Origin of the sequence: Demequina sp. (assembly GCA_024707205.1) — a bacterium.
Taxonomy (GTDB): Bacteria; Actinomycetota; Actinomycetes; order Actinomycetales; family Demequinaceae; genus Demequina.
Genome location: JANQAD010000001.1, coordinates 1,247,237 through 1,263,998 on the forward strand (window position 1 = coordinate 1,247,237; position 16,762 = coordinate 1,263,998).

Consider the following 16,762-nt stretch of genomic DNA (forward strand, 5'->3'; position numbering starts at 1 on the left):
CTTTCGTGAGCGTCGGGCATGCCCGACGACGTTGCTAGCTTTCGCTTCCAGCCGCCTCTGCGGCGGGAGCCTTCTCGGCAGCAGAGGGGGCAACCCCTGCGGCGACCGGCTCCTCGACGACGTCGTCCTTGTCCACGCCCTCGAACGTGAACTCGGCGGCCTCGCCCTCACCCTCCGCGTCCACGCGGATGATCTGGCCAGCGTTGAGCTCGCCGAACAGGATCTTCTCGGACAACGGGTCCTCGATCTCGCGCTGCAGGGCGCGGCGCAGCGGCCGCGCGCCCAGCACGGGGTCGTAGCCCTTGTCCGCGAGCGCGCGCTTGGCGGCAAGGGTGAGTTCGATGCCCATGTCCTTGTCCTTCATGCGCTCGTCGAGGCGGGCAACCATGAGGTCCACGATCTGAACGATCTCCTCCTGCGTGAGCTGCGGGAAGACCACGACGTTGTCGACGCGGTTGAGGAACTCCGGCTTGAAGTGCTCCTTCAGCTTCGTGTTCACCAGCTTGACCATCTCGTCGTAGCTCTGCGCGAGCTCCGACGTGAGCGCGAAGCCCGTGGCCTGGCGACGCGAGATCGCGTCGGCGCCCAGGTTGGTGGTCATGATGATGATGGTGTTCTTGAAGTTCACCTCACGGCCCTGAGCATCGGTGAGCTTGCCGTCCTCGAGGATCTGCAGCAGCGAGTTGAAGATGTCCGGGTGGGCCTTCTCCACCTCGTCGAAGAGGACAACGGAGAACGGCTTGCGGCGCACCTTCTCGGTGAGCTGGCCGCCCTCCTCGAAGCCCACGTAGCCGGGAGGGGCGCCGAAGAGGCGAGCAACGGTGTGCTTCTCGCCGTACTCGGACATGTCCAGGCTGATGAGCGCGTCTTCGTCGCCGAAGAGGAACTCTGCCAGGGCCTTCGCGAGCTCGGTCTTTCCGACGCCGGTGGGGCCGGCGAAGATGAACGAGCCGCCGGGGCGCTTGGGGTCCTTGAGGCCGGCACGCGTGCGGCGGATCGCCTGGGACAGCACCTTGATGGCCTGCTCCTGGCCGATGATCCGCTTGTGCAACTCGGACTCCATCGACAGCAGTCGCGCGGACTCGTCGCTCGAGACGCGGGCAACCGGCACGCCGGTGGACATCGACAGCACCTCGGCGATGAGCTCCTCATCGACAACGGCCGCAACGTCGAGGTCACCGGACTTCCACGCCTCCTCGGCCTTGGAGCGCTCGTCGCTGAGGCGGCGCTCGACGTCCCGCAGGGACGCGGCCTTCTCGAAGTCCTGACCGTCGATCGCGGACTCCTTCTCGCGGCGGACGGACGAGATCTTGTCGTCGAGGTCACGCAGCTCGGGAGGCGACGTCATGCGGCGGATGCGCAGGCGCGCTCCCGCCTCGTCGATGAGGTCAATCGCCTTGTCCGGCAGGAAGCGGTCGCTGATGTAGCGGTCCGCCATCTGGGCGGCGGCCACGATGGCCTCGTCCGTGATGGTGACGCGGTGGAACGCTTCGTAGCGGTCGCGGAGACCCTTGAGGATCTCAATGGTGTGGCTCAGTTCCGGCTCCGGCACCTGGATGGGCTGGAAGCGGCGCTCGAGCGCGGGGTCCTTCTCGACGTGCTTGCGGTACTCATCGAGCGTCGTGGCGCCGATGGTCTGCAGCTCTCCGCGAGCCAGCATGGGCTTGAGGATGCTCGCAGCATCAATGGCGCCCTCGGCGGCACCCGCACCCACAAGGGTGTGGATCTCGTCGATGAACAGGATGATGTCGCCGCGCGTGCGGATCTCCTTGAGCACCTTCTTGAGGCGCTCCTCGAAGTCACCGCGGTAGCGGGAGCCGGCGACCAGCGAGCCGAGGTCAAGCGTGTAGAGGTGCTTGTCCTTGAGCGTCTCCGGCACGTCGCCGCGCACGATCGCCTGGGCGAGTCCCTCGACCACGGCGGTCTTGCCCACGCCGGGCTCGCCGATCAGCACCGGGTTGTTCTTGGTGCGGCGGCTGAGCACCTGCATCACGCGCTCCATGATGAGCTCGCGGCCCACAACGGGGTCGAGCTTTCCTCGCGCGCGGCCTGCGTGTAGTTGCGGCCGAACTGGTCCAGCACGGTCGATCCAGCGGGCGTGCCCTCCTGGGGTCCGCCACCGCCGCCACCGCCGGACGGCTCCTTGTTCTCGTAGCCACTCAGCAGCTGGATGACCTGCTGGCGCACGGAACTCAGGTCCGCACCGAGCTTGCCGAGAACCTGCGCGGCAACGCCCTCGCCCTCGCGGATGAGGCCGAGCAGGATGTGCTCGGTTCCGATGTAGTTGTGGCCAAGCTGCAGCGCCTCGCGCAGCGACAGCTCAAGAACCTTCTTGGCGCGCGGCGTGAACGGGATGTGGCCTGACGGGGCGTGCGAGCCCTCGCCGATGATCTCCTGCACCTGCTCGCGAACGGCGTTGAGGGAGATGTCCATCGACTCGAGAGCCTTGGCGGCAACGCCTTCGCCCTCACGCACTAGGCCCAGCAGGATGTGCTCCGTGCCGATGTAGTTGTGGTTGAGCATGCGCGCCTCTTCCTGCGCGAGCACCACAACACGACGGGCCCTGTCGGTGAACCGTTCGAACATCTCAAACCTCCATACGTCGCCGACGCAGAGTCCGGCGATTGCACCCAGGCTAACCAGGGCTCACCAGCCCTCATGCCCGTGTTCGCCGCAGGCGTGACAACTGTTACAAGCCCGACACCTCCTTGTTATCGGCAGTTGGATAAGTGCGCCGCAGCCCGCTGCTGGTGGATGCTGCTCAGTTTTGCCGCGCAAAGTGAGCAGCATCCACCATTTGGGGACTGGGTGCGGCGGTCCGCGCCTACGCCTCCAGCACGATCGTCACCGGCCCGTCGTTCACGAGCTCGACCTCCATGTGTGCCCCAAACATCCCGGTCCCGACCTCGAGGCCCCGAGCCCGCAGCGACGACACCACCGCATCTACCAGCGGAGACGCGACCGGGCCCGGAGCGGCCGCGTTCCACGTGGGCCGCCGTCCCTTACGAGTGTCCGCATAGAGCGTGAACTGGGAGGCCACGATCACGGGTGCCCCCACATCAAGCACGGACTGCTCATCAGACAGGATCCGCAAGTCAGCGATCTTGCGCGCGATCAGCTCCGCCTCCGCGACCCCGTCGGAATGAGTCACCCCCACCAGCGCCACCAGCCCTTGGCGCGAGAACGACGCCACCACCTCGCCGTCCACTGTCACGGAAGCACGCGAGGCGCGCTGCAGCACCGCTCTCATGCGGAACCAGCTCCTACCAGCCGCCGCGGTTGTTGTCCCGCGACCGGGACTGGCCGGGTCGATGCACCTCGCGCAGTCGCGGCAGCACGTCGACGAAGAAGATGAGCGTGGCGGCCGCGGCCGCGGTCTCGAGCAGGAAGAACACGTTGAACCCGCTGGCCGGCGGCAGGCACAGGAACGCGAACAGCGTGGCCACGCCAGTGATCGCCAACCAGAACGTCCGGGTGCGCTTGCCCGCGGCGACATACGCGTCAGCAGGGAATCTGAACGCCTGGATGAGCGCCCACGCCGCGGCGACGAAGACGACGATGGCGATGATCACCACGATGGTGAGTTGCAACCCGAACATGGCGCTACCTTACGGAATCACGCCAGCGCGGGGGGCAGCACGGTGAGCCCCTCCGCGCGCCCGGCGGCAGTCAGCCTGCGGTCCCAGGCGCAGAACATCGGGCTCGCGCCCTTCAGCAGCAGGGCCGACGCCAGGTGCAGGGCGTCTCCGGCCCGCAAGGGGCGGCGGTCAGCGAGTTCGGCGGCGTGCACGGCGAGCGCCTCCGTCACCTCTACCTTCGCGAGGCCGGGCCAGAGTTCCTTCCACCGGTCGCGCGCGGCGGCGGCGGGTGCGGCGTCGATGCGGCCGATGCGCTCGGCGGCGGCCAGAACCGACTTCACCTCAACGTCGGCGATGCGGGAGGTGACCACAGCGTCGGCCCTCTCCCAGAGGGCGACGGCGAGGGGAGAGCCGGTCTCCAGGACCAGCAGCTTCACCAGCGCCGACGTGTCGAAATAGACGATCGCCATCGCTACCTGCGCAGCCGGCCGAGCAGGCTGGACAGGGCATCCTTCGCGGCCTCGGCTTGGGGCAGGCGCGGCACGGCGCGGTCCTCGGCCGGCGGGGTGATGAGGCCGTCCTCGATGAGCGAGGAGATGAGGTCGTTGCCGTCCACGGACGTCAACCGGGCAACGGGCGCGCCCTTGTGGGTGATGATCACGTCCTCACCGTCCTTCACGGCGTTGACGTGCGCCATGAGCGACGACTTGAACTCAGCGAAGGTGACTTCCATGGGGCCACGCTACCCCGCGCGCCCGGCGAAGCGTCAGGGTTCAGTCGGGAATGTCTCCGCCGTCCGCGGCGCACCCCTTGCCCATGAGCAGGCCCTTCATGGTGGGCCCGACGGGCGGAGGGCGGTCAACGGAGAATCCGCTGGGGTCAACGATGGGTTCCTGGGTGGCGGAGATCGGCCCGGCGTCCGACGCCGCCAACAGCGTCGCCGACGGGTCCACCGAGCGCTTGATGAGGGCGAGCGCGATCGGCCCGTCCTCACGGTCGCGCGCCACCGAGGTGATGCGGCCGGCCGGGGCGTCCGAGCCGGAAACGGTCAGCACCGCACCCGCCTCCGGCAGCACGTGAGACGAGCCGTCGAGGTACAGGAACGTCAACCGGCGCGGCGGCCGGCCCACGTTGTGCACCTTCGCGACCGTCTCCTGCCCGCGATAGCAGCCCTTGTGCAGGTGCACGGCGGTGCGCAGCCAGTCGTATTCGTGGGGGAGCGAGTGGTCGTCGACCTCGGTGGCCGCGCGCGGGCGATGCGCCTCCACGCGCTCTGCCTCCGCGGCCCACGTTCCCGCGAGCGTCCAGCCGGCGGCGAGCCGCGAGTCGGCCTCCGCATCCAAGGAGGCACGCGGCACCAGCACCAGCCGCCACGGCCGGGTCCTGGCGACAGCGCCGACGCTGTACGACGTTCCCCCGTCCGTCACGCCTGGCCACGGGTCCACCCAGGTCACCGGCTCGCCCTCGGCGGCACGGCGAGACACCGCCTCTCCGATCGCCGCCCATTCCGCGGAGACATCCGCGACCTCTACTCGCAGCATGAAGCGCATGCGGTCGAGGAACGCCGCCAAACCGGCGGCCGTCTCGGTGATGAGCCACGCCGTCTCGCCGTCGTCGACCAAAGAGGCGACGTGCTCGATGCGCCCTTGGGGCGACAGGATCATGAACTCGGAGCTCTCGCCGGGAGCCAGCGAGCCGACCTCCTGCGTGCACAGCGAGTTGAGCCAAGACAGCCGGTCCGGTCCCGTGACCGTCACCACGCCAAGGTGCGACTGGTCAACGAACGCGCGCCCCTCCGCCAAAGCCCGCTGCTCGCCAACGGGATCCCCGTAGTGCCAGGCGACGCCAGCGTCGGGCCCCGAGGCCTCGACTGCGCCGTGGCGCGAAAGGAGCGGGGAGGTCATGGCTAGAGAACCGTCGTCAGTCACGGAAGATTCCTACGCGTCAACACGAGACAGCCGCCCTGACGCATACGACTGCAGTTCGTGGCCGAAGGCCGCGAGGTCCTGGGCCCACATCAGCTCGCCGTTGACGAGGCCGTACAGGCGCGTGGCGCCGGCGACCGCGGGGGCGGAGGCGGTGCGCGCCATGAGGTCCGTGGCCAGGTCGATGCGCCCGTTGCCGATCGCGCCCACATACACGGAGACGAATCCGGCGGCGTCGGTGAGCACCACCTCGAGCGGGTGCTGGTTCTCGGTGAGCGTCACGCCATCGGGAACCGACGGCGAAACCCGCCAGAAGCCCGACTCGACGGCCCAGACCTGCCCAGGCTCGCCGTCGGGCCCCATGAGGGTGATCGCGGAGCGGTACTCGAGGTACGGGCCGCCGTCGTGGGAGAAGTCGATGGTCTGGCGGAAGTCCGCGGTGGGGATGTCCGGGTAGTCGATGACGCCGTGGCCCTCCCACGCGCCAACCAGCCACGCGAGGGGGTAGACCTCGGGGGCGAGGTCCTCCGGGATGACGAACGTCACCGCTTGGAGGTCCTCACGAGGCGCCACACCACCAGGCCGCACACCCAGGCCGTGGCGAGGAACGCGACGATCGCGAGGATGGTGAAGGTCGTTTCAACGGCGGTCATGATGCCTCGATTGTAGGCGCCATTGTTGGCAAACCCCGTCAGTAGACGAGTGCGGTGGCGCTCGGGTTGAGCGACTCTTCGACGAAGGCGGCGGCGCCGGCGATGCGCGCGCCAGTTATGAGATCGGATTCGACGATGCCGCGCCGGGCCGCGCACTGCGCGCACACGGTGATACGGCCCGACGCTGTGACGGCTTCGCGCAGCACAGACAGGTTGGGAGAGTGGTCAAGGGTGGCGTCAGGGGTCGCGGACACGGCGTGCCAGACGGCATCCCCGGTGAGCCACAGGCTCACGTCGTTGCCCGCGCTCGCGGCGGTCGCGGCAACGGTGAACGCCTGGAAAAGCGTCTCGGGGCGCTCGAGACCCCACGTGCACTTGACGACGAGTGCGGCCACCGGCTGCCTCAGGCTGCGCGCGTGGTGGCGCGCTTCAGCAGCAGATAGATCTCGCAGCCCAGGCAGAAGCCGAACACCGAGTTGAGGAACGAGGCGAACACCACGAAGCCGGTGAAGATGAAGAAGCCGGGGGCGCTGCCGAGCACGCCGAAGAGAACGGCGAGCACGGAGAAGCCCAGGCCCATCTGCTGCGCGAAGCGCGGCGGTCGGAAGGACTCGGTCTCCTTTGGCGCGCCGATGCGCGGGCGGATGAAGCGCTTGAAGATCCGCGACTGCAGCGTGGCCTGCGGGCCCACGGTGGCGCCGGGCAGGAACAGCAGCGCGAGGATCGCCATCGTCACCCAACCCGCGGTGTTGGCGCCGAGGATGAGCGCGACGATCGAGATCACCAGGGTCACGGACGCGCCAAAGCGGTAGCCGCGCGGGTCGATCTGGATGTCCTTGGCGGTCGGCGCCGCGTCCGTAGTCATATCTCCTCCATAGGAATTCACTAGATAGCGTACTCCGGGGGGAGCGGCGCCGCTTCCAGCGCCTCCCGTGCCTGCGCCTCGGTTGGCGCCCCGTCCATGCGGGCGACCACGAGGCCCTCGGAGTCCAGTACCAGCGTGGTGGGCGTGCGCATGATGTGGAGCTCGCGCGCCAGGTCCAGCCGCTCGGCCGCGTCGATCTCGATCCACGCCACGTGCGGCTGCTCGGCGGCAACGCGCTTGAGCAGCACCGCGGTGCCGGGGCATTTGGCGCACATGGGAGTGGAGAACTGGACGAAGGTGGCCCGCGCGCCCCTCGGTGACCCAAGGATCGCGGGGGTCAGGGCGCCCGGCCGCTCCACCCGTCGGACCGTGCCCTGGCGACCTTGCCACCACCGGTAGAACAGCGTGGCCGCGCCCAGCAGCACCACCAGGGCGAGGATGCGGAGAAGCATGAAAGTCCGATCAGCCGACGAGCAGGCGCCCGGCGATGTACACGAGCGCTCCGGCCACAAGAACGGGTGCGATGCCCGCCGCTATTCCCGGCCACCAGCCGCGCGGGCGGGGCTCGCGCCGGTAGAGCTCCTGAATGAGCACGGCGGCCACGGCGCACACGAGACCGATCAGGAGGCCCGCGTACCAGGGCAGGGACGGGAAGAACGCGCCCATCACGCCGCCGGTGAGGGTGCCAAGCAGGAGCGCTCCGATGGTGTTGACGGTGGGGTGCGAGGTGAGCACCGACGCGATCGCGGCCACGGCCAGCGCCGCGCCGCCGCACACCACCAGGTCCTCGGCGCCGTTGGTGCGGTTCACGGCCACCCACGCCGCCCCTGAGGCGACGATCGCGCCGCCCGACGCCGTGGCGGCCACGTAGGTGACGGCCCGCCCTGGTCCCGGCGGGGGAAGAAGACCACGGCCGCGAGGGCGGCGACGGTCACCGCGGCAACGGCGACGGTCATGTAGCGCAGGTACGGCGCCGTGCGGCCCAGCACCACCGCGACGAGCGCGAGCCCGCCGCCGCCGATGATGATGGCCGTGGTCACGCGCGGGCGCGTCACGCGCATGAGGTGCGGATAGCCGATAGCCGCCGCGACGATGCACGCGAGCACGCCGGCGGCGAGATAGCGAGTGCCCAGATAGCCGGTGACGGCGATCACCGCGGCGGCGACGGCGGTGATCGTCGCGCGGGTGGACGGAATCATGGGGGTTAGTCTCCCACGGGTCTCGCCGCTAGAGTGTTGGCCAACCGGAGGTGCCTGTGGCTGACCTGCTCGTGCTTACCCCCGCTCATGCTGGGGCCGCTGACGTGTTGCCCGCGCTCGCCCTCCTCTCTCACCGCACGCGCGTGGTGGCGCCCGTGCCGTCGGCCATGCTGGACGCGATGGATGCCGACGTGCTCATCGTGGACGCCCGCACCGATCTCGCGGAGGCGCGCAACAACTGCCGGCTGGTGCAGGTCACGGGCGTCACGGTGCCGCTGCTGCTGGTGCTTCGCGATGGCGGCATGTCGATCGTGAACGCGGACTGGGGCTCCGACGACGTGGTCATGGCCGACGCTTCGCCCGCCGAGGTGGAGGCGCGCATCCGCCTGCTGATCGCGAAGGCGCGCGCCGAGGATCCCCTGGACAAGATGGCCGAGTTCTCCTCCGGTGACCTCACCGTTGATGTTGGCGGCTATACCGCCCGCCTCAAGGGAGTGCCGCTCGACCTCACCTACAAGGAGTTCGAGCTCCTCAAGTACCTCATGCAGCACCCCGGCCGCGTCTACACGCGCGACCAGCTGCTCCAGGAGGTCTGGGGTTTCGACTACTACGGCGGCACGCGCACCGTGGACGTCCACGTGCGGCGCCTTCGCGCGAAACTAGGTGCCGAGTACGAACAGCTCATCGGCACCGTGCGCAACGTCGGCTACCGCTTTGACCCGCCAACGCAGCGCGTGGCGGCGCCTCAGGCCGTAGACGCCTAAGCAGGGGCCCGACGCTGTGGCTGGGCGGGTGCTCTTCGGGTCACCGAGTGACTCAACAGAACGCACCATCGCCGACCTGCTGCGCACCGAGCGGGCCGGCGGGGTCATGCTGCTGCTTGGCGCGGTCGTGGCGCTGGTGTGGGCGAACTCGCGGTGGGCGTCTGCGTACGAGTCTGTGTCGGCGTTCTCGTTTGGCCCCTCGGTTTTGCACTTGCATCTCTCTGTTGAGACTTGGGCCGCGGACGGGCTGCTCGCGATCTTCTTCTTCGTTATCGGCCTCGAACTCAAGCGAGAGCTCAGGGTGGGGGAGCTGAGCAACCCGGCCACGGCCGTCGTCCCTGCTGTTGCCGCCGTTGGCGGCATGGTGGTCCCCGCACTGATCTACGTGGGGGTGAACCTCTCGCGGGGCGGCTCGCTCTCCGGATGGGCCGTGCCGACGGCCACGGACATCGCGTTCGCGATGGCCGTGCTGGCGATTGTTGGCCGCGGGCTGCCCACGGCGCTGCGGGCTTTCCTGCTGACGCTCGCCGTGGTGGACGACCTGCTCGCGATCTTGGTGATCGCTATCTTCTTCACCGCCGACGTGTCCCTGCCGTGGCTCGCGGCCTCTGCGGTGTGCGTGTTCGTCTTTGGGATGCTTGCGCGGCGCGGGTTCACGCGCTGGTGGGCGCTGGGGCCGCTCGCCGTGGTGGCGTGGGCGACCATGCACGCGTCGGGCGTGCACGCGACGATCGCGGGTGTGGCGCTTGGCCTCGTGGTGCCGGCGGTCGCGGTGCGCGGGCAGAAGGAGCCGCTGACGGAGAAGTGGGAGCACGCGTGGCGGCCCATCTCGTCGGGAATCGCGGTGCCGATCTTCGCGCTCTTCGCGGCCGGAATCCCCATCACTGCGGCGGCCTTCAACGCGGCGGTCAATGATCCGGTGGCGCAGGGGGTGGCGATTGGTTTGGTGGTCGGCAAGCCGCTGGGCATCGTGCTCGCGACGTTCCTGGTTGCGACGTTCACGAAGGCCGCGTTGGATCCGGGGCTGTCGTGGTGGGACATCATCTCGGTGGGCGCGCTCGCGGGCATCGGCTTCACGGTGTCCCTGCTCATCGCCGAGTTGGCGTTCAGCGACGCCGAGACGGACGTGGTGACGATGGCGATCCTCATCGCCTCGGTGACTGCCGCGGTCATCGGCGGCGCGCTCCTGTCGTGGCGCGCGCGTGCCTATCGGCGCGCCGCCGCCTCTTCCGTCTGAACCACTCAGCGTCGAATACCGTCCGGAACGCACCCAAAATCTGCGCTCAGTGGTTCAGACGTACTGAGCGTGCGCGCGTCAGCTGACCCCAATCCGCGGACACAGCGCCGCGATCTCGCAGTTCGCGCAGTCGGGCTTGCGCGCCGTGCAGCGCCGCCGCCCGTGGAAGATCACGCGGTGCGACCACAGCGTCCACTCGCGCCGCTCGATGAGCGCCATCAGGTCCCGCTCCACCATCACGGGGTCCTCGTTTACCGTCAGCCCCAGCCGCCGGGACAGCCGCCCCATGTGCGTGTCCACGGTGATTCCCGGCACCCCGAACGCATTGCCGAGCACCACATTCGCGGTCTTGCGACCCACGCCACGCAGCTTTACGAGGTCCTCGAGCCTCCCAGGCACCTCGCCGCCGTGCTTCTCCACCAGGTCCGCGCTCAACTCGAGAATCGAGCGCGCCTTGGCCCGGAAGAAGCCCGTTGACCGGATGACCTCCTCCAAAGCCGGCGGCTCCGCGCCCGACATGGCCACAGCGTCGGGCCATAGGGCAAACAGGCCGGGCGTCACCTGATTGACGCGCACGTCCGTGCACTGCGCGCTCAGCACCGTCGCCACGAGCAGCTGGTACGGGGTCTCGAAGTCGAGTTCGCAGTGGGCGTCCGGATATACCTCCGCGAGGCGGCGGTTGATGGCCCTCGCCCTGCGCACCAGCCCGACGCTGGGGGCAGTTCCCAGGCTGGCAACAGTGAGCGGCGGCATAGGTCGAGGCTACAGAACCGCGGGCCGCGGGCCGATACATCCTGTAGCGGTAAGGGCCGCGGTACCAGAAGGAGAGCGAGTGAACGCGACGGCAGCGGCGGACGAGGTTGCAGACCTCCGCCACCAGCGTCGTGACCTACGGCGCGAGCTTGCGCGCGTGAAGTGGTGGCGCAGGCTGCTCGTGGCACGGCGCGACCTGACCCTCGCGTCGCTCACCGCGCCCGACACCGTGGCGCAGGACGCGAGCGAGGCCGCGTGGCTCGCGCTGGCCTCGGATGCGCCGACCGCGCTCGAACTCACGGGCGCCGTGTGGCCCGATGTGCACGAGGTGACGGTGGCGGATCTCGACGCGCTCGACGCGCTGGATGCGCGCCTTGACCGGTATGAGGGGCGCCTTAGTGCCACTCTTGATAGCGTGACCGCTCAGATGGTGGATGCCATGGGCAAGGTTCATCGAGGGTGATGAGGGAGGCGAGATGGCTGACTTGACCCGTGAGGCGACGCGCGACACCACGCGCGAAGAGCAGTTGCTGCGCTCCGCACCCCTCTTTGGCGGCATGGATGTGGGCAGCGCGCGCTCCCTCATGGAGAAGATGACGCGCTACGACGTGGCCAAGGGCGACACCATCTTCAACGAGGGCGACGACGGCCAGGCGCTGTACATCATCGTCCGCGGCAAGGTGAAGCTGGCCCGCACGGCCCGCGACGGCCGCGAGAACCTGCTGGGCCTCCTTGGGGTCGGCGACATGCTGGGCGAGCTGTCGGTCTTTGACCCCGGCCCGCGCCTCGCAAGGGCGCACGCGGTCGAGGATTCCACCGTCTACGAGTTGCCCAAGGCCGTGCTCGACGAGTGGCTCGACACCCACCTCGAGATGTCGCGGCCCATCATGCGCGCGCTCGCGCAGCGGATCCGCCGCACATCGAACACCATGGCGGACCTGGTGTTCTCCGACGTGCCGGGCCGCGTGGCGAAGGCCATCCTCGACCTCGGCCACCGCTTTGGCCGGATGGAGCGGGGGCACATCGTGGTGAGGCACGGCCTCACTCAGGAGGAGCTGGCGCAGCTCGTTGGGGCTTCGCGAGAGACCGTGAACAAGGCGCTCGCGGACTTCGCGTCACGCGGGTGGATCGACGTGCACATCGGGTCCGTCGAGGTCTACGAACCCGACCGCCTGCGCGCCCGCTCCCGCTGACGCCGCACGTCAGTTGCGGACTATCGCCACAATCTCGATCTCGACCGGCGCGCCCAAGGGCAGGCTCGCCACGCCAACTGCGGAGCGCGCGTGGCGCCCCTGCTCGCCGAACACGTCCGCGATCAGCCCGCTCGCCCCGTTCACCACGGCAGGCTGGGCCGTGAAGCCCGGCGCCGACGCGACGTAGCCCGTGACGCGCAGCACGCCCTCGATGTTCTCGAGGCCACCGGCTGCCTGCGCCGCTGCGGCAAGCGCGTTGAGCGCCGCCACTCGCGCGCACTCGAGCGCCCGCTCGGGCGACACGTCGCCCTCTCGCTGCCCGACGCTGCCTTGCGCAAGAAGGGCGCCGTCAGTGAGCGGCAGCTGGCCCGAGGTATAGACCAGGTCGCCGTGGCGCTTGGCAGGCACGTATGTGCCCACAGGGCTGGCAACCTCAGGCAGCTCAAGCCCGAGCGCCGCGAGGCGCTCGCTCGCGGTCATGAGGCGTCCTTAGGCCGCTTCAGGTACGCCACCAGCCCTCCCGTCGGGCCCACTACTACCTGAACCAGTTCCCAACCGTCATCGCCCCACTGGTCCAAAATCTGCTTGGTAACATGGTCGATGAGCGGCACGGTCGCGTATTCCCACGTGATTCTCATAAGCAGAGCGTATCTCCCGTGCCGGGCAACGTTCCTAGGGCGTCATACGTTGACACTCCCGACGCCCCCAACTGGCAGTGAGGATCAGGCAGATGGCACGAGAACCGAGGCCGCGCGTACGCGTGACCCTGGTCCAGTTCGCGACCGCGCTGCTCATGTTCGCCGTGCTGTCCGTTCTCGGCGGGGTGCTAGTCGCCGGCATGTTCCTTCCGGCGGCGTCCGTCGCCTCCGGCGCGGCCGAGGAGTCCTCGAAGCTGTTCGAGGAGCTGCCCACCGACCTCGCGCCCACAGAGCTGGCGCAGAAGTCCAACATCTACGACAGCTCCGGCAAGCACCTGCTCGCGACCTTCTACACGCAGAACCGCGTGGTGGTCCCGCTCGAGCAGATCTCGCCGTGGATTCAGAAGGCGACCGTCGCGGTCGAGGACAAGCGCTTCTGGCAGCACAACGGTGTTGACGGCCAGGGCATCGTTCGCGCGATGTACATCAACCTCACGTCGTCACACAGCCCCGGCGGCTCCACGCTGACGCAGCAGCTCATCAAGAACGTGCTCCTGCAGAAGGCGATCTCCTCGGACAAGTCTGAGGAGGAGAAGGCCGCAGACATCAAGTCCGCGACCGAAGTCTCCATGACGCGCAAGATCCGCGAATGGCGCCTCGCGCTGGGCTACGAGGAAGAGCTCGACCGGATTTACGGCGACACGTGCACCGACGACCCCAAGGTGGACTGCGGCAAGGAGTACGTGCTCGAGCAGTACCTCAACATCGCCCAGTTCGGCACCAACACGTACGGCGTCGAGGCCGCCGCCGAGGTGTACTTCGGCAAGCACGCCTCTCAGTTGAACGCCATCGAGGCGGCGACCATCGCGGGCATCACGCAGAACCCGTCCAAGTGGGATCCGCTGCATCACCCCAAGGCTGCGCAGCAGCGCCGCAACGTGGTGCTCTTCACCATGTTCGAGCAGGGGATGATCACCAAGGCCGAGTATCACCAGTGGCGCGCAATGCCCATCGAGAACACCCTGGACCCGCACCAGCCCAAGCACTCGTGTGCGGCCGCTGCCGAGGCCCCGTTCTTCTGCGACTACGTGACCCGAATCATCGCGAAGGACCCCGTCTTCAACCAGGACGGGCTCAACGGCCAGAAGCTGCTTGAGCAGGGTGGCCTGACCATCATCACCACGCTCGACTACACCAAGCAGAAGATCGCGAACCAAGAGCTCAACAAGTCGATGAAGTCGACGGACAAGAGCGGCTGGGCCATGGCGCTTGTTGCGCTCGAGCCGACTACGGGTGAAATTCTCGCGATGGCGCAGAACCGCACCTATGACCCGAGCGGCAAGGAAAAGGGCTCCACGACCATCAACTACTCGGTGGATCGCGACATGGGCGGCTCACGCGGATTCTCACCGGGATCGACGTTCAAGCCCGTGGTGCTCGCCGCGTGGCTGAAGTCCGGGCGCTCCCTGATGCAGGTGATCAACGCCAACCAGAAGGAGTACAAGCCGGACTCGTGGACAGCGTCGTGCCTAGGCTCCAACCCCTTCCGCGGGAGCGCCTCGTGGAAGCCGGGCAACTCCGAAGGTGAGGCCGGCGGTCAGATGACCGTCCTCAGCGCCACGGCGCACTCGATCAACACGGGCTTTGTGGCTATGGCGCACGAGATTGACCTGTGCGACATCGAGACCACTGCGGAGGACATGGGCTTCCACCGTGCCGACGGCGTTGACTACGAGGTCATTCCATCCACGGCTCTTGGCACCCAGAACGCGTCGCCGCTGACGATGTCGTCGATCGCGCAGACCCTCGCCAACAACGGCAAGTACTGCCCGCCAACGGCCATCGTCTCGGTGACGGGCGCGGACGGCCACGAGTACGACGTTCCTCAGTCGAAGTGCACCAGGGCGCTCACCGCAGACATCGCCGCTGGCGTCACCTACGCCCTTGAGGACGTGATGACAGAGGGGACCGGCAAGGACATTCAGCTCGCCAGCGGGCGGCCCTCCGCGGGCAAGACCGGCACGGCACAGATGAGCACGCACCTGTGGTTCATGGGGTACACGCCGCAGCTCGTTGCCACGGTGTGGATGGGCAATCCCACACACGACGTGATCGGTGAGAACATCCGCATCAACGGCACCAGGTATCCGATCCTGTTCGGCGCAACCATCAGCGGCCCCACGTGGAAACACTTCATGGACCGCGCGCTCAAGGGCGAGAAGATCAAGAGCTTCCCCAAGGTCTCGAACGACATCCTCTACGGCGTGCCGCGCGACATCCCCGATGTGGTGGGCATGACCGAGGCGGAAGCGCAGAAGGCGATCAACGAGGCTGGGTTCCGCTTCGCCAAGGGTGAGTACTGGGTGTACGCCCCCAACTACGTCAAGGGCACCATCGCCGCGCAGAACCCTGCTGGCGGCAAGGCCCTGCCGGGTGCCGTGATCACGTACTACATCGCCGCAAGCTCGCTCCCCGACTGGTGGTACAACTGGCCACCCAACTGGGACCCCAACAAGGCGCCCTCGAACTACTGGGGCACCGTGTGGCCGCCGCCCGAGTTCGCAACGAACCCCCCGAACGGCTGGCCGGGCGTCGACCAGCCCCATGGTGATGGAGATGGCGACGGACACGACGACGGCGGATTCGGCGGCAACGGCGGCGGATTCGGCGGCGGCAACCACTGATGCTGCGCCGCGCCGTCGGAGCGCTCGCGGTGGCGGGCGCCGCCACGCTCGCGTGGTCACTCGTGGAGGCGCACGCGTTCACGTTGCGTCGGGTCACGGTTCCGGTTCTCCCGCCGGGGAGTGAGCCGCTTCGAATTCTTCACCTGAGCGACCTGCACCTGACCCCAGGGCAGCGTGACAAGATCGCGTGGGTGCGCGCGCTTGCGGGCGAGCCCATCGACCTCGTGGTCACCACTGGTGACAACCTCGCGCACGAGCTGGCGGTGCCCCCGCTGCTCGGCGCCTACGAGCCGCTGATGAGTCGCCCCGGCATCTTCGTGTTCGGGTCCAACGACTACTTTGGCCCGCGCGCCAAGAACCCGCTCGCGTACTTCGGCGGCCCGTCGCTGCTCCGCGCGGGGGCGGAAAAGCTGCCGGTCGAGGACCTGCGGGAGGGTCTCGTGGCCGGCGGCTGGATCGACGCCAACAACGCGCGCGCGTCCCTGACGGTCAACGGCCTGAAGATCCGCATTGTGGGCCTCGACGATCCTCACATCGAGCGCGACGAGTTGCCTGGCGGTCGACGCCCGCGGGCCGACCTGGTCCTTGGCGTGGTCCACGCGCCCTACCGTCGTGCGCTGCAGGCGCTCGCCGACGACGGCGCCCAGCTGATCCTCGCGGGCCACACCCACGGCGGCCAGGTGTGCGTTCCAGGCTTTGGCGCCCTGGTCACCAATTGCGATCTCGACACCTCCCGCGCCAAGGGCCTCAGCACCTGGCCCGACGCTGGGGGGACATGGCTTCACGTGTCCGCCGGCCTTGGCACCAGTCCGTTTGCGCCGGTGCGCTTGGCGTGCGGCCGGAGGCGACTGTGCTCACTCTCGTCGAGGCGTGAGGCGATTTCTTTCGCGGGGGTCTGAGCGGGTATTCTGAGCAGGCTCAATTACGGGGTGTGGCGCAGTTTGGTAGCGCGCGTCGTTCGGGACGACGAGGTCGCAGGTTCAAATCCTGTCACCCCGACGTGGTGAGTGAGGGAGCAAAGCCGGAGGCTTTGGCTCCCGAGCGAACGGAGGAGGGGTTGAGGAGCGCCGCGAAGCGGCGCGACGATCACCCCGACGTAGAACATGAGTGTCAAGAGGGGCTCGCGAACGCGGGCCCCTCTTCACATTGCGGGAGTCCCTATAGGGCGCTCATGTTCGAGTTCCGGGGGCGTGGAGCTCCCAAAGGGCGCTGAGGTTCGGGGACAGCGCGGAGCCCGGAGCATGCAGAAGGCCCCCTCCCGCGAACGGGAGGG

At 68.3% G+C, this 16,762-nt stretch carries 19 protein-coding genes, 1 tRNA gene and 2 pseudogenes; 7 read left to right on the plus strand and 15 right to left on the minus strand.

The features are described from left to right. Nucleotides 1-34: 34 nt before the first annotated feature. The 12 genes and pseudogenes from NVV57_06390 to NVV57_06445 form a co-directional block, all read right to left on the minus strand. Nucleotides 35-2,586: pseudogene (locus NVV57_06390) on the minus strand (ATP-dependent Clp protease ATP-binding subunit). A 238-nt stretch (nt 2,587-2,824) separates the two neighbouring features. Continuing rightward, nucleotides 2,825-3,250 (minus strand): D-aminoacyl-tRNA deacylase, encoded by a 426-nt coding sequence (gene dtd, locus NVV57_06395; protein MCR6712336.1) that lies wholly within the window; start codon nt 3,248-3,250, stop codon nt 2,825-2,827. 13 nt (nt 3,251-3,263) lie between these two features. After that, the gene (locus NVV57_06400; protein ID MCR6712337.1) at nt 3,264-3,599 is read right to left on the minus strand and encodes a DUF2516 family protein; all 336 of its coding nucleotides are present in this window, start codon (nt 3,597-3,599) and stop codon (nt 3,264-3,266) included. Between the two features lie 17 nt (nt 3,600-3,616). After that, complete coding sequence (locus NVV57_06405) at nt 3,617-4,048, minus strand: type II toxin-antitoxin system VapC family toxin (protein MCR6712338.1); 432 nt, start codon at nt 4,046-4,048, stop codon at nt 3,617-3,619. 2 nt (nt 4,049-4,050) lie between these two features. Then, nucleotides 4,051-4,311: a type II toxin-antitoxin system prevent-host-death family antitoxin gene (locus tag NVV57_06410; protein MCR6712339.1), complete on the minus strand. Its 261-nt coding sequence runs from the start codon at nt 4,309-4,311 to the stop codon at nt 4,051-4,053. Between the two features lie 40 nt (nt 4,312-4,351). After that, complete coding sequence (locus tag NVV57_06415; GenBank protein ID MCR6712340.1) at nt 4,352-5,482, minus strand: folate-binding protein; 1,131 nt, start codon at nt 5,480-5,482, stop codon at nt 4,352-4,354. Nucleotides 5,483-5,515: 33 nt separating this feature from the next. Continuing rightward, a complete protein-coding gene (locus tag NVV57_06420) occupies nt 5,516-6,049 on the minus strand; it encodes an FABP family protein (GenBank protein MCR6712341.1) in 534 nt (177 codons plus the stop codon). Nucleotides 6,050-6,194: 145 nt separating this feature from the next. Next, the gene (locus tag NVV57_06425; protein MCR6712342.1) at nt 6,195-6,551 is read right to left on the minus strand and encodes a DsrE family protein; all 357 of its coding nucleotides are present in this window, start codon (nt 6,549-6,551) and stop codon (nt 6,195-6,197) included. A gap of 8 nt (nt 6,552-6,559) precedes the next feature. Continuing rightward, nucleotides 6,560-7,021, minus strand: coding sequence for a DUF4395 domain-containing protein (locus tag NVV57_06430; protein ID MCR6712343.1), 462 nt, complete (start codon nt 7,019-7,021; stop codon nt 6,560-6,562). Between the two features lie 20 nt (nt 7,022-7,041). Next, on the minus strand, nt 7,042-7,473 hold the full coding sequence (locus NVV57_06435) for a thioredoxin family protein (GenBank protein MCR6712344.1): 432 nt from the start codon (nt 7,471-7,473) through the stop codon (nt 7,042-7,044). 10 nt (nt 7,474-7,483) lie between these two features. Next, complete coding sequence (locus NVV57_06440; protein ID MCR6712345.1) at nt 7,484-7,888, minus strand: hypothetical protein; 405 nt, start codon at nt 7,886-7,888, stop codon at nt 7,484-7,486. Then, nucleotides 7,828-8,220, minus strand: coding sequence for a hypothetical protein (locus NVV57_06445; GenBank protein MCR6712346.1), 393 nt, complete (start codon nt 8,218-8,220; stop codon nt 7,828-7,830). The genes NVV57_06440 and NVV57_06445 overlap by 61 nt, the downstream gene beginning before the upstream one ends. A gap of 56 nt (nt 8,221-8,276) precedes the next feature. Here NVV57_06445 and NVV57_06450 point away from each other — a divergent pair, with 56 nt between their 5' ends. Both NVV57_06450 and nhaA read left to right on the plus strand, forming a co-directional pair. Then, nucleotides 8,277-8,984, plus strand: a complete 708-nt coding sequence (locus NVV57_06450) for a response regulator transcription factor (protein MCR6712347.1) — start codon at nt 8,277-8,279, stop codon at nt 8,982-8,984. A 28-nt stretch (nt 8,985-9,012) separates the two neighbouring features. Then, entirely contained in the window at nt 9,013-10,221 is a 1,209-nt protein-coding gene (gene nhaA / locus NVV57_06455; protein MCR6712348.1) for a Na+/H+ antiporter NhaA, read from the plus strand. Between the two features lie 78 nt (nt 10,222-10,299). On the opposite strand, the gene nth is transcribed toward nhaA, so the two are convergent. Next, the gene (nth, locus tag NVV57_06460; GenBank protein MCR6712349.1) at nt 10,300-10,974 is read right to left on the minus strand and encodes an endonuclease III; all 675 of its coding nucleotides are present in this window, start codon (nt 10,972-10,974) and stop codon (nt 10,300-10,302) included. Nucleotides 10,975-11,053: 79 nt separating this feature from the next. Here nth and NVV57_06465 point away from each other — a divergent pair, with 79 nt between their 5' ends. Both NVV57_06465 and NVV57_06470 read left to right on the plus strand, forming a co-directional pair. After that, nucleotides 11,054-11,437 carry a hypothetical protein gene (locus NVV57_06465; GenBank protein ID MCR6712350.1) on the plus strand — a complete coding sequence of 128 codons (384 nt, stop codon included), beginning with the start codon at nt 11,054-11,056 and terminating at the stop codon, nt 11,435-11,437. 13 nt (nt 11,438-11,450) lie between these two features. Further along, complete coding sequence (locus NVV57_06470) at nt 11,451-12,167, plus strand: Crp/Fnr family transcriptional regulator (protein ID MCR6712351.1); 717 nt, start codon at nt 11,451-11,453, stop codon at nt 12,165-12,167. 9 nt (nt 12,168-12,176) lie between these two features. Here the strand turns inward: NVV57_06470 and NVV57_06475 are convergent, their stop codons facing one another. Next, complete coding sequence (locus NVV57_06475) at nt 12,177-12,647, minus strand: RidA family protein (protein ID MCR6712352.1); 471 nt, start codon at nt 12,645-12,647, stop codon at nt 12,177-12,179. Beyond that, nucleotides 12,644-12,805 carry a DUF4177 domain-containing protein gene (locus NVV57_06480; protein MCR6712353.1) on the minus strand — a complete coding sequence of 54 codons (162 nt, stop codon included), beginning with the start codon at nt 12,803-12,805 and terminating at the stop codon, nt 12,644-12,646. The genes NVV57_06475 and NVV57_06480 overlap by 4 nt, the downstream gene beginning before the upstream one ends. Nucleotides 12,806-12,897: 92 nt before the next feature. Here NVV57_06480 and NVV57_06485 point away from each other — a divergent pair, with 92 nt between their 5' ends. The 3 genes and pseudogenes from NVV57_06485 to NVV57_06495 all read left to right on the plus strand — a co-directional run bounded on the left by NVV57_06485 (nt 12,898) and on the right by NVV57_06495 (nt 16,488). After that, a complete protein-coding gene (locus NVV57_06485; GenBank protein MCR6712354.1) occupies nt 12,898-15,489 on the plus strand; it encodes a transglycosylase domain-containing protein in 2,592 nt (863 codons plus the stop codon). Continuing rightward, a pseudogene (locus NVV57_06490) lies at nt 15,489-16,363 on the plus strand (metallophosphoesterase). The gene NVV57_06485 and the pseudogene NVV57_06490 overlap by 1 nt, the downstream one beginning before the upstream one ends. Nucleotides 16,364-16,414: 51 nt before the next feature. After that, nucleotides 16,415-16,488: transfer RNA gene (locus NVV57_06495), tRNA-Pro, on the plus strand. The last annotated feature ends 274 nt before the right edge of the window (nt 16,489-16,762 follow it).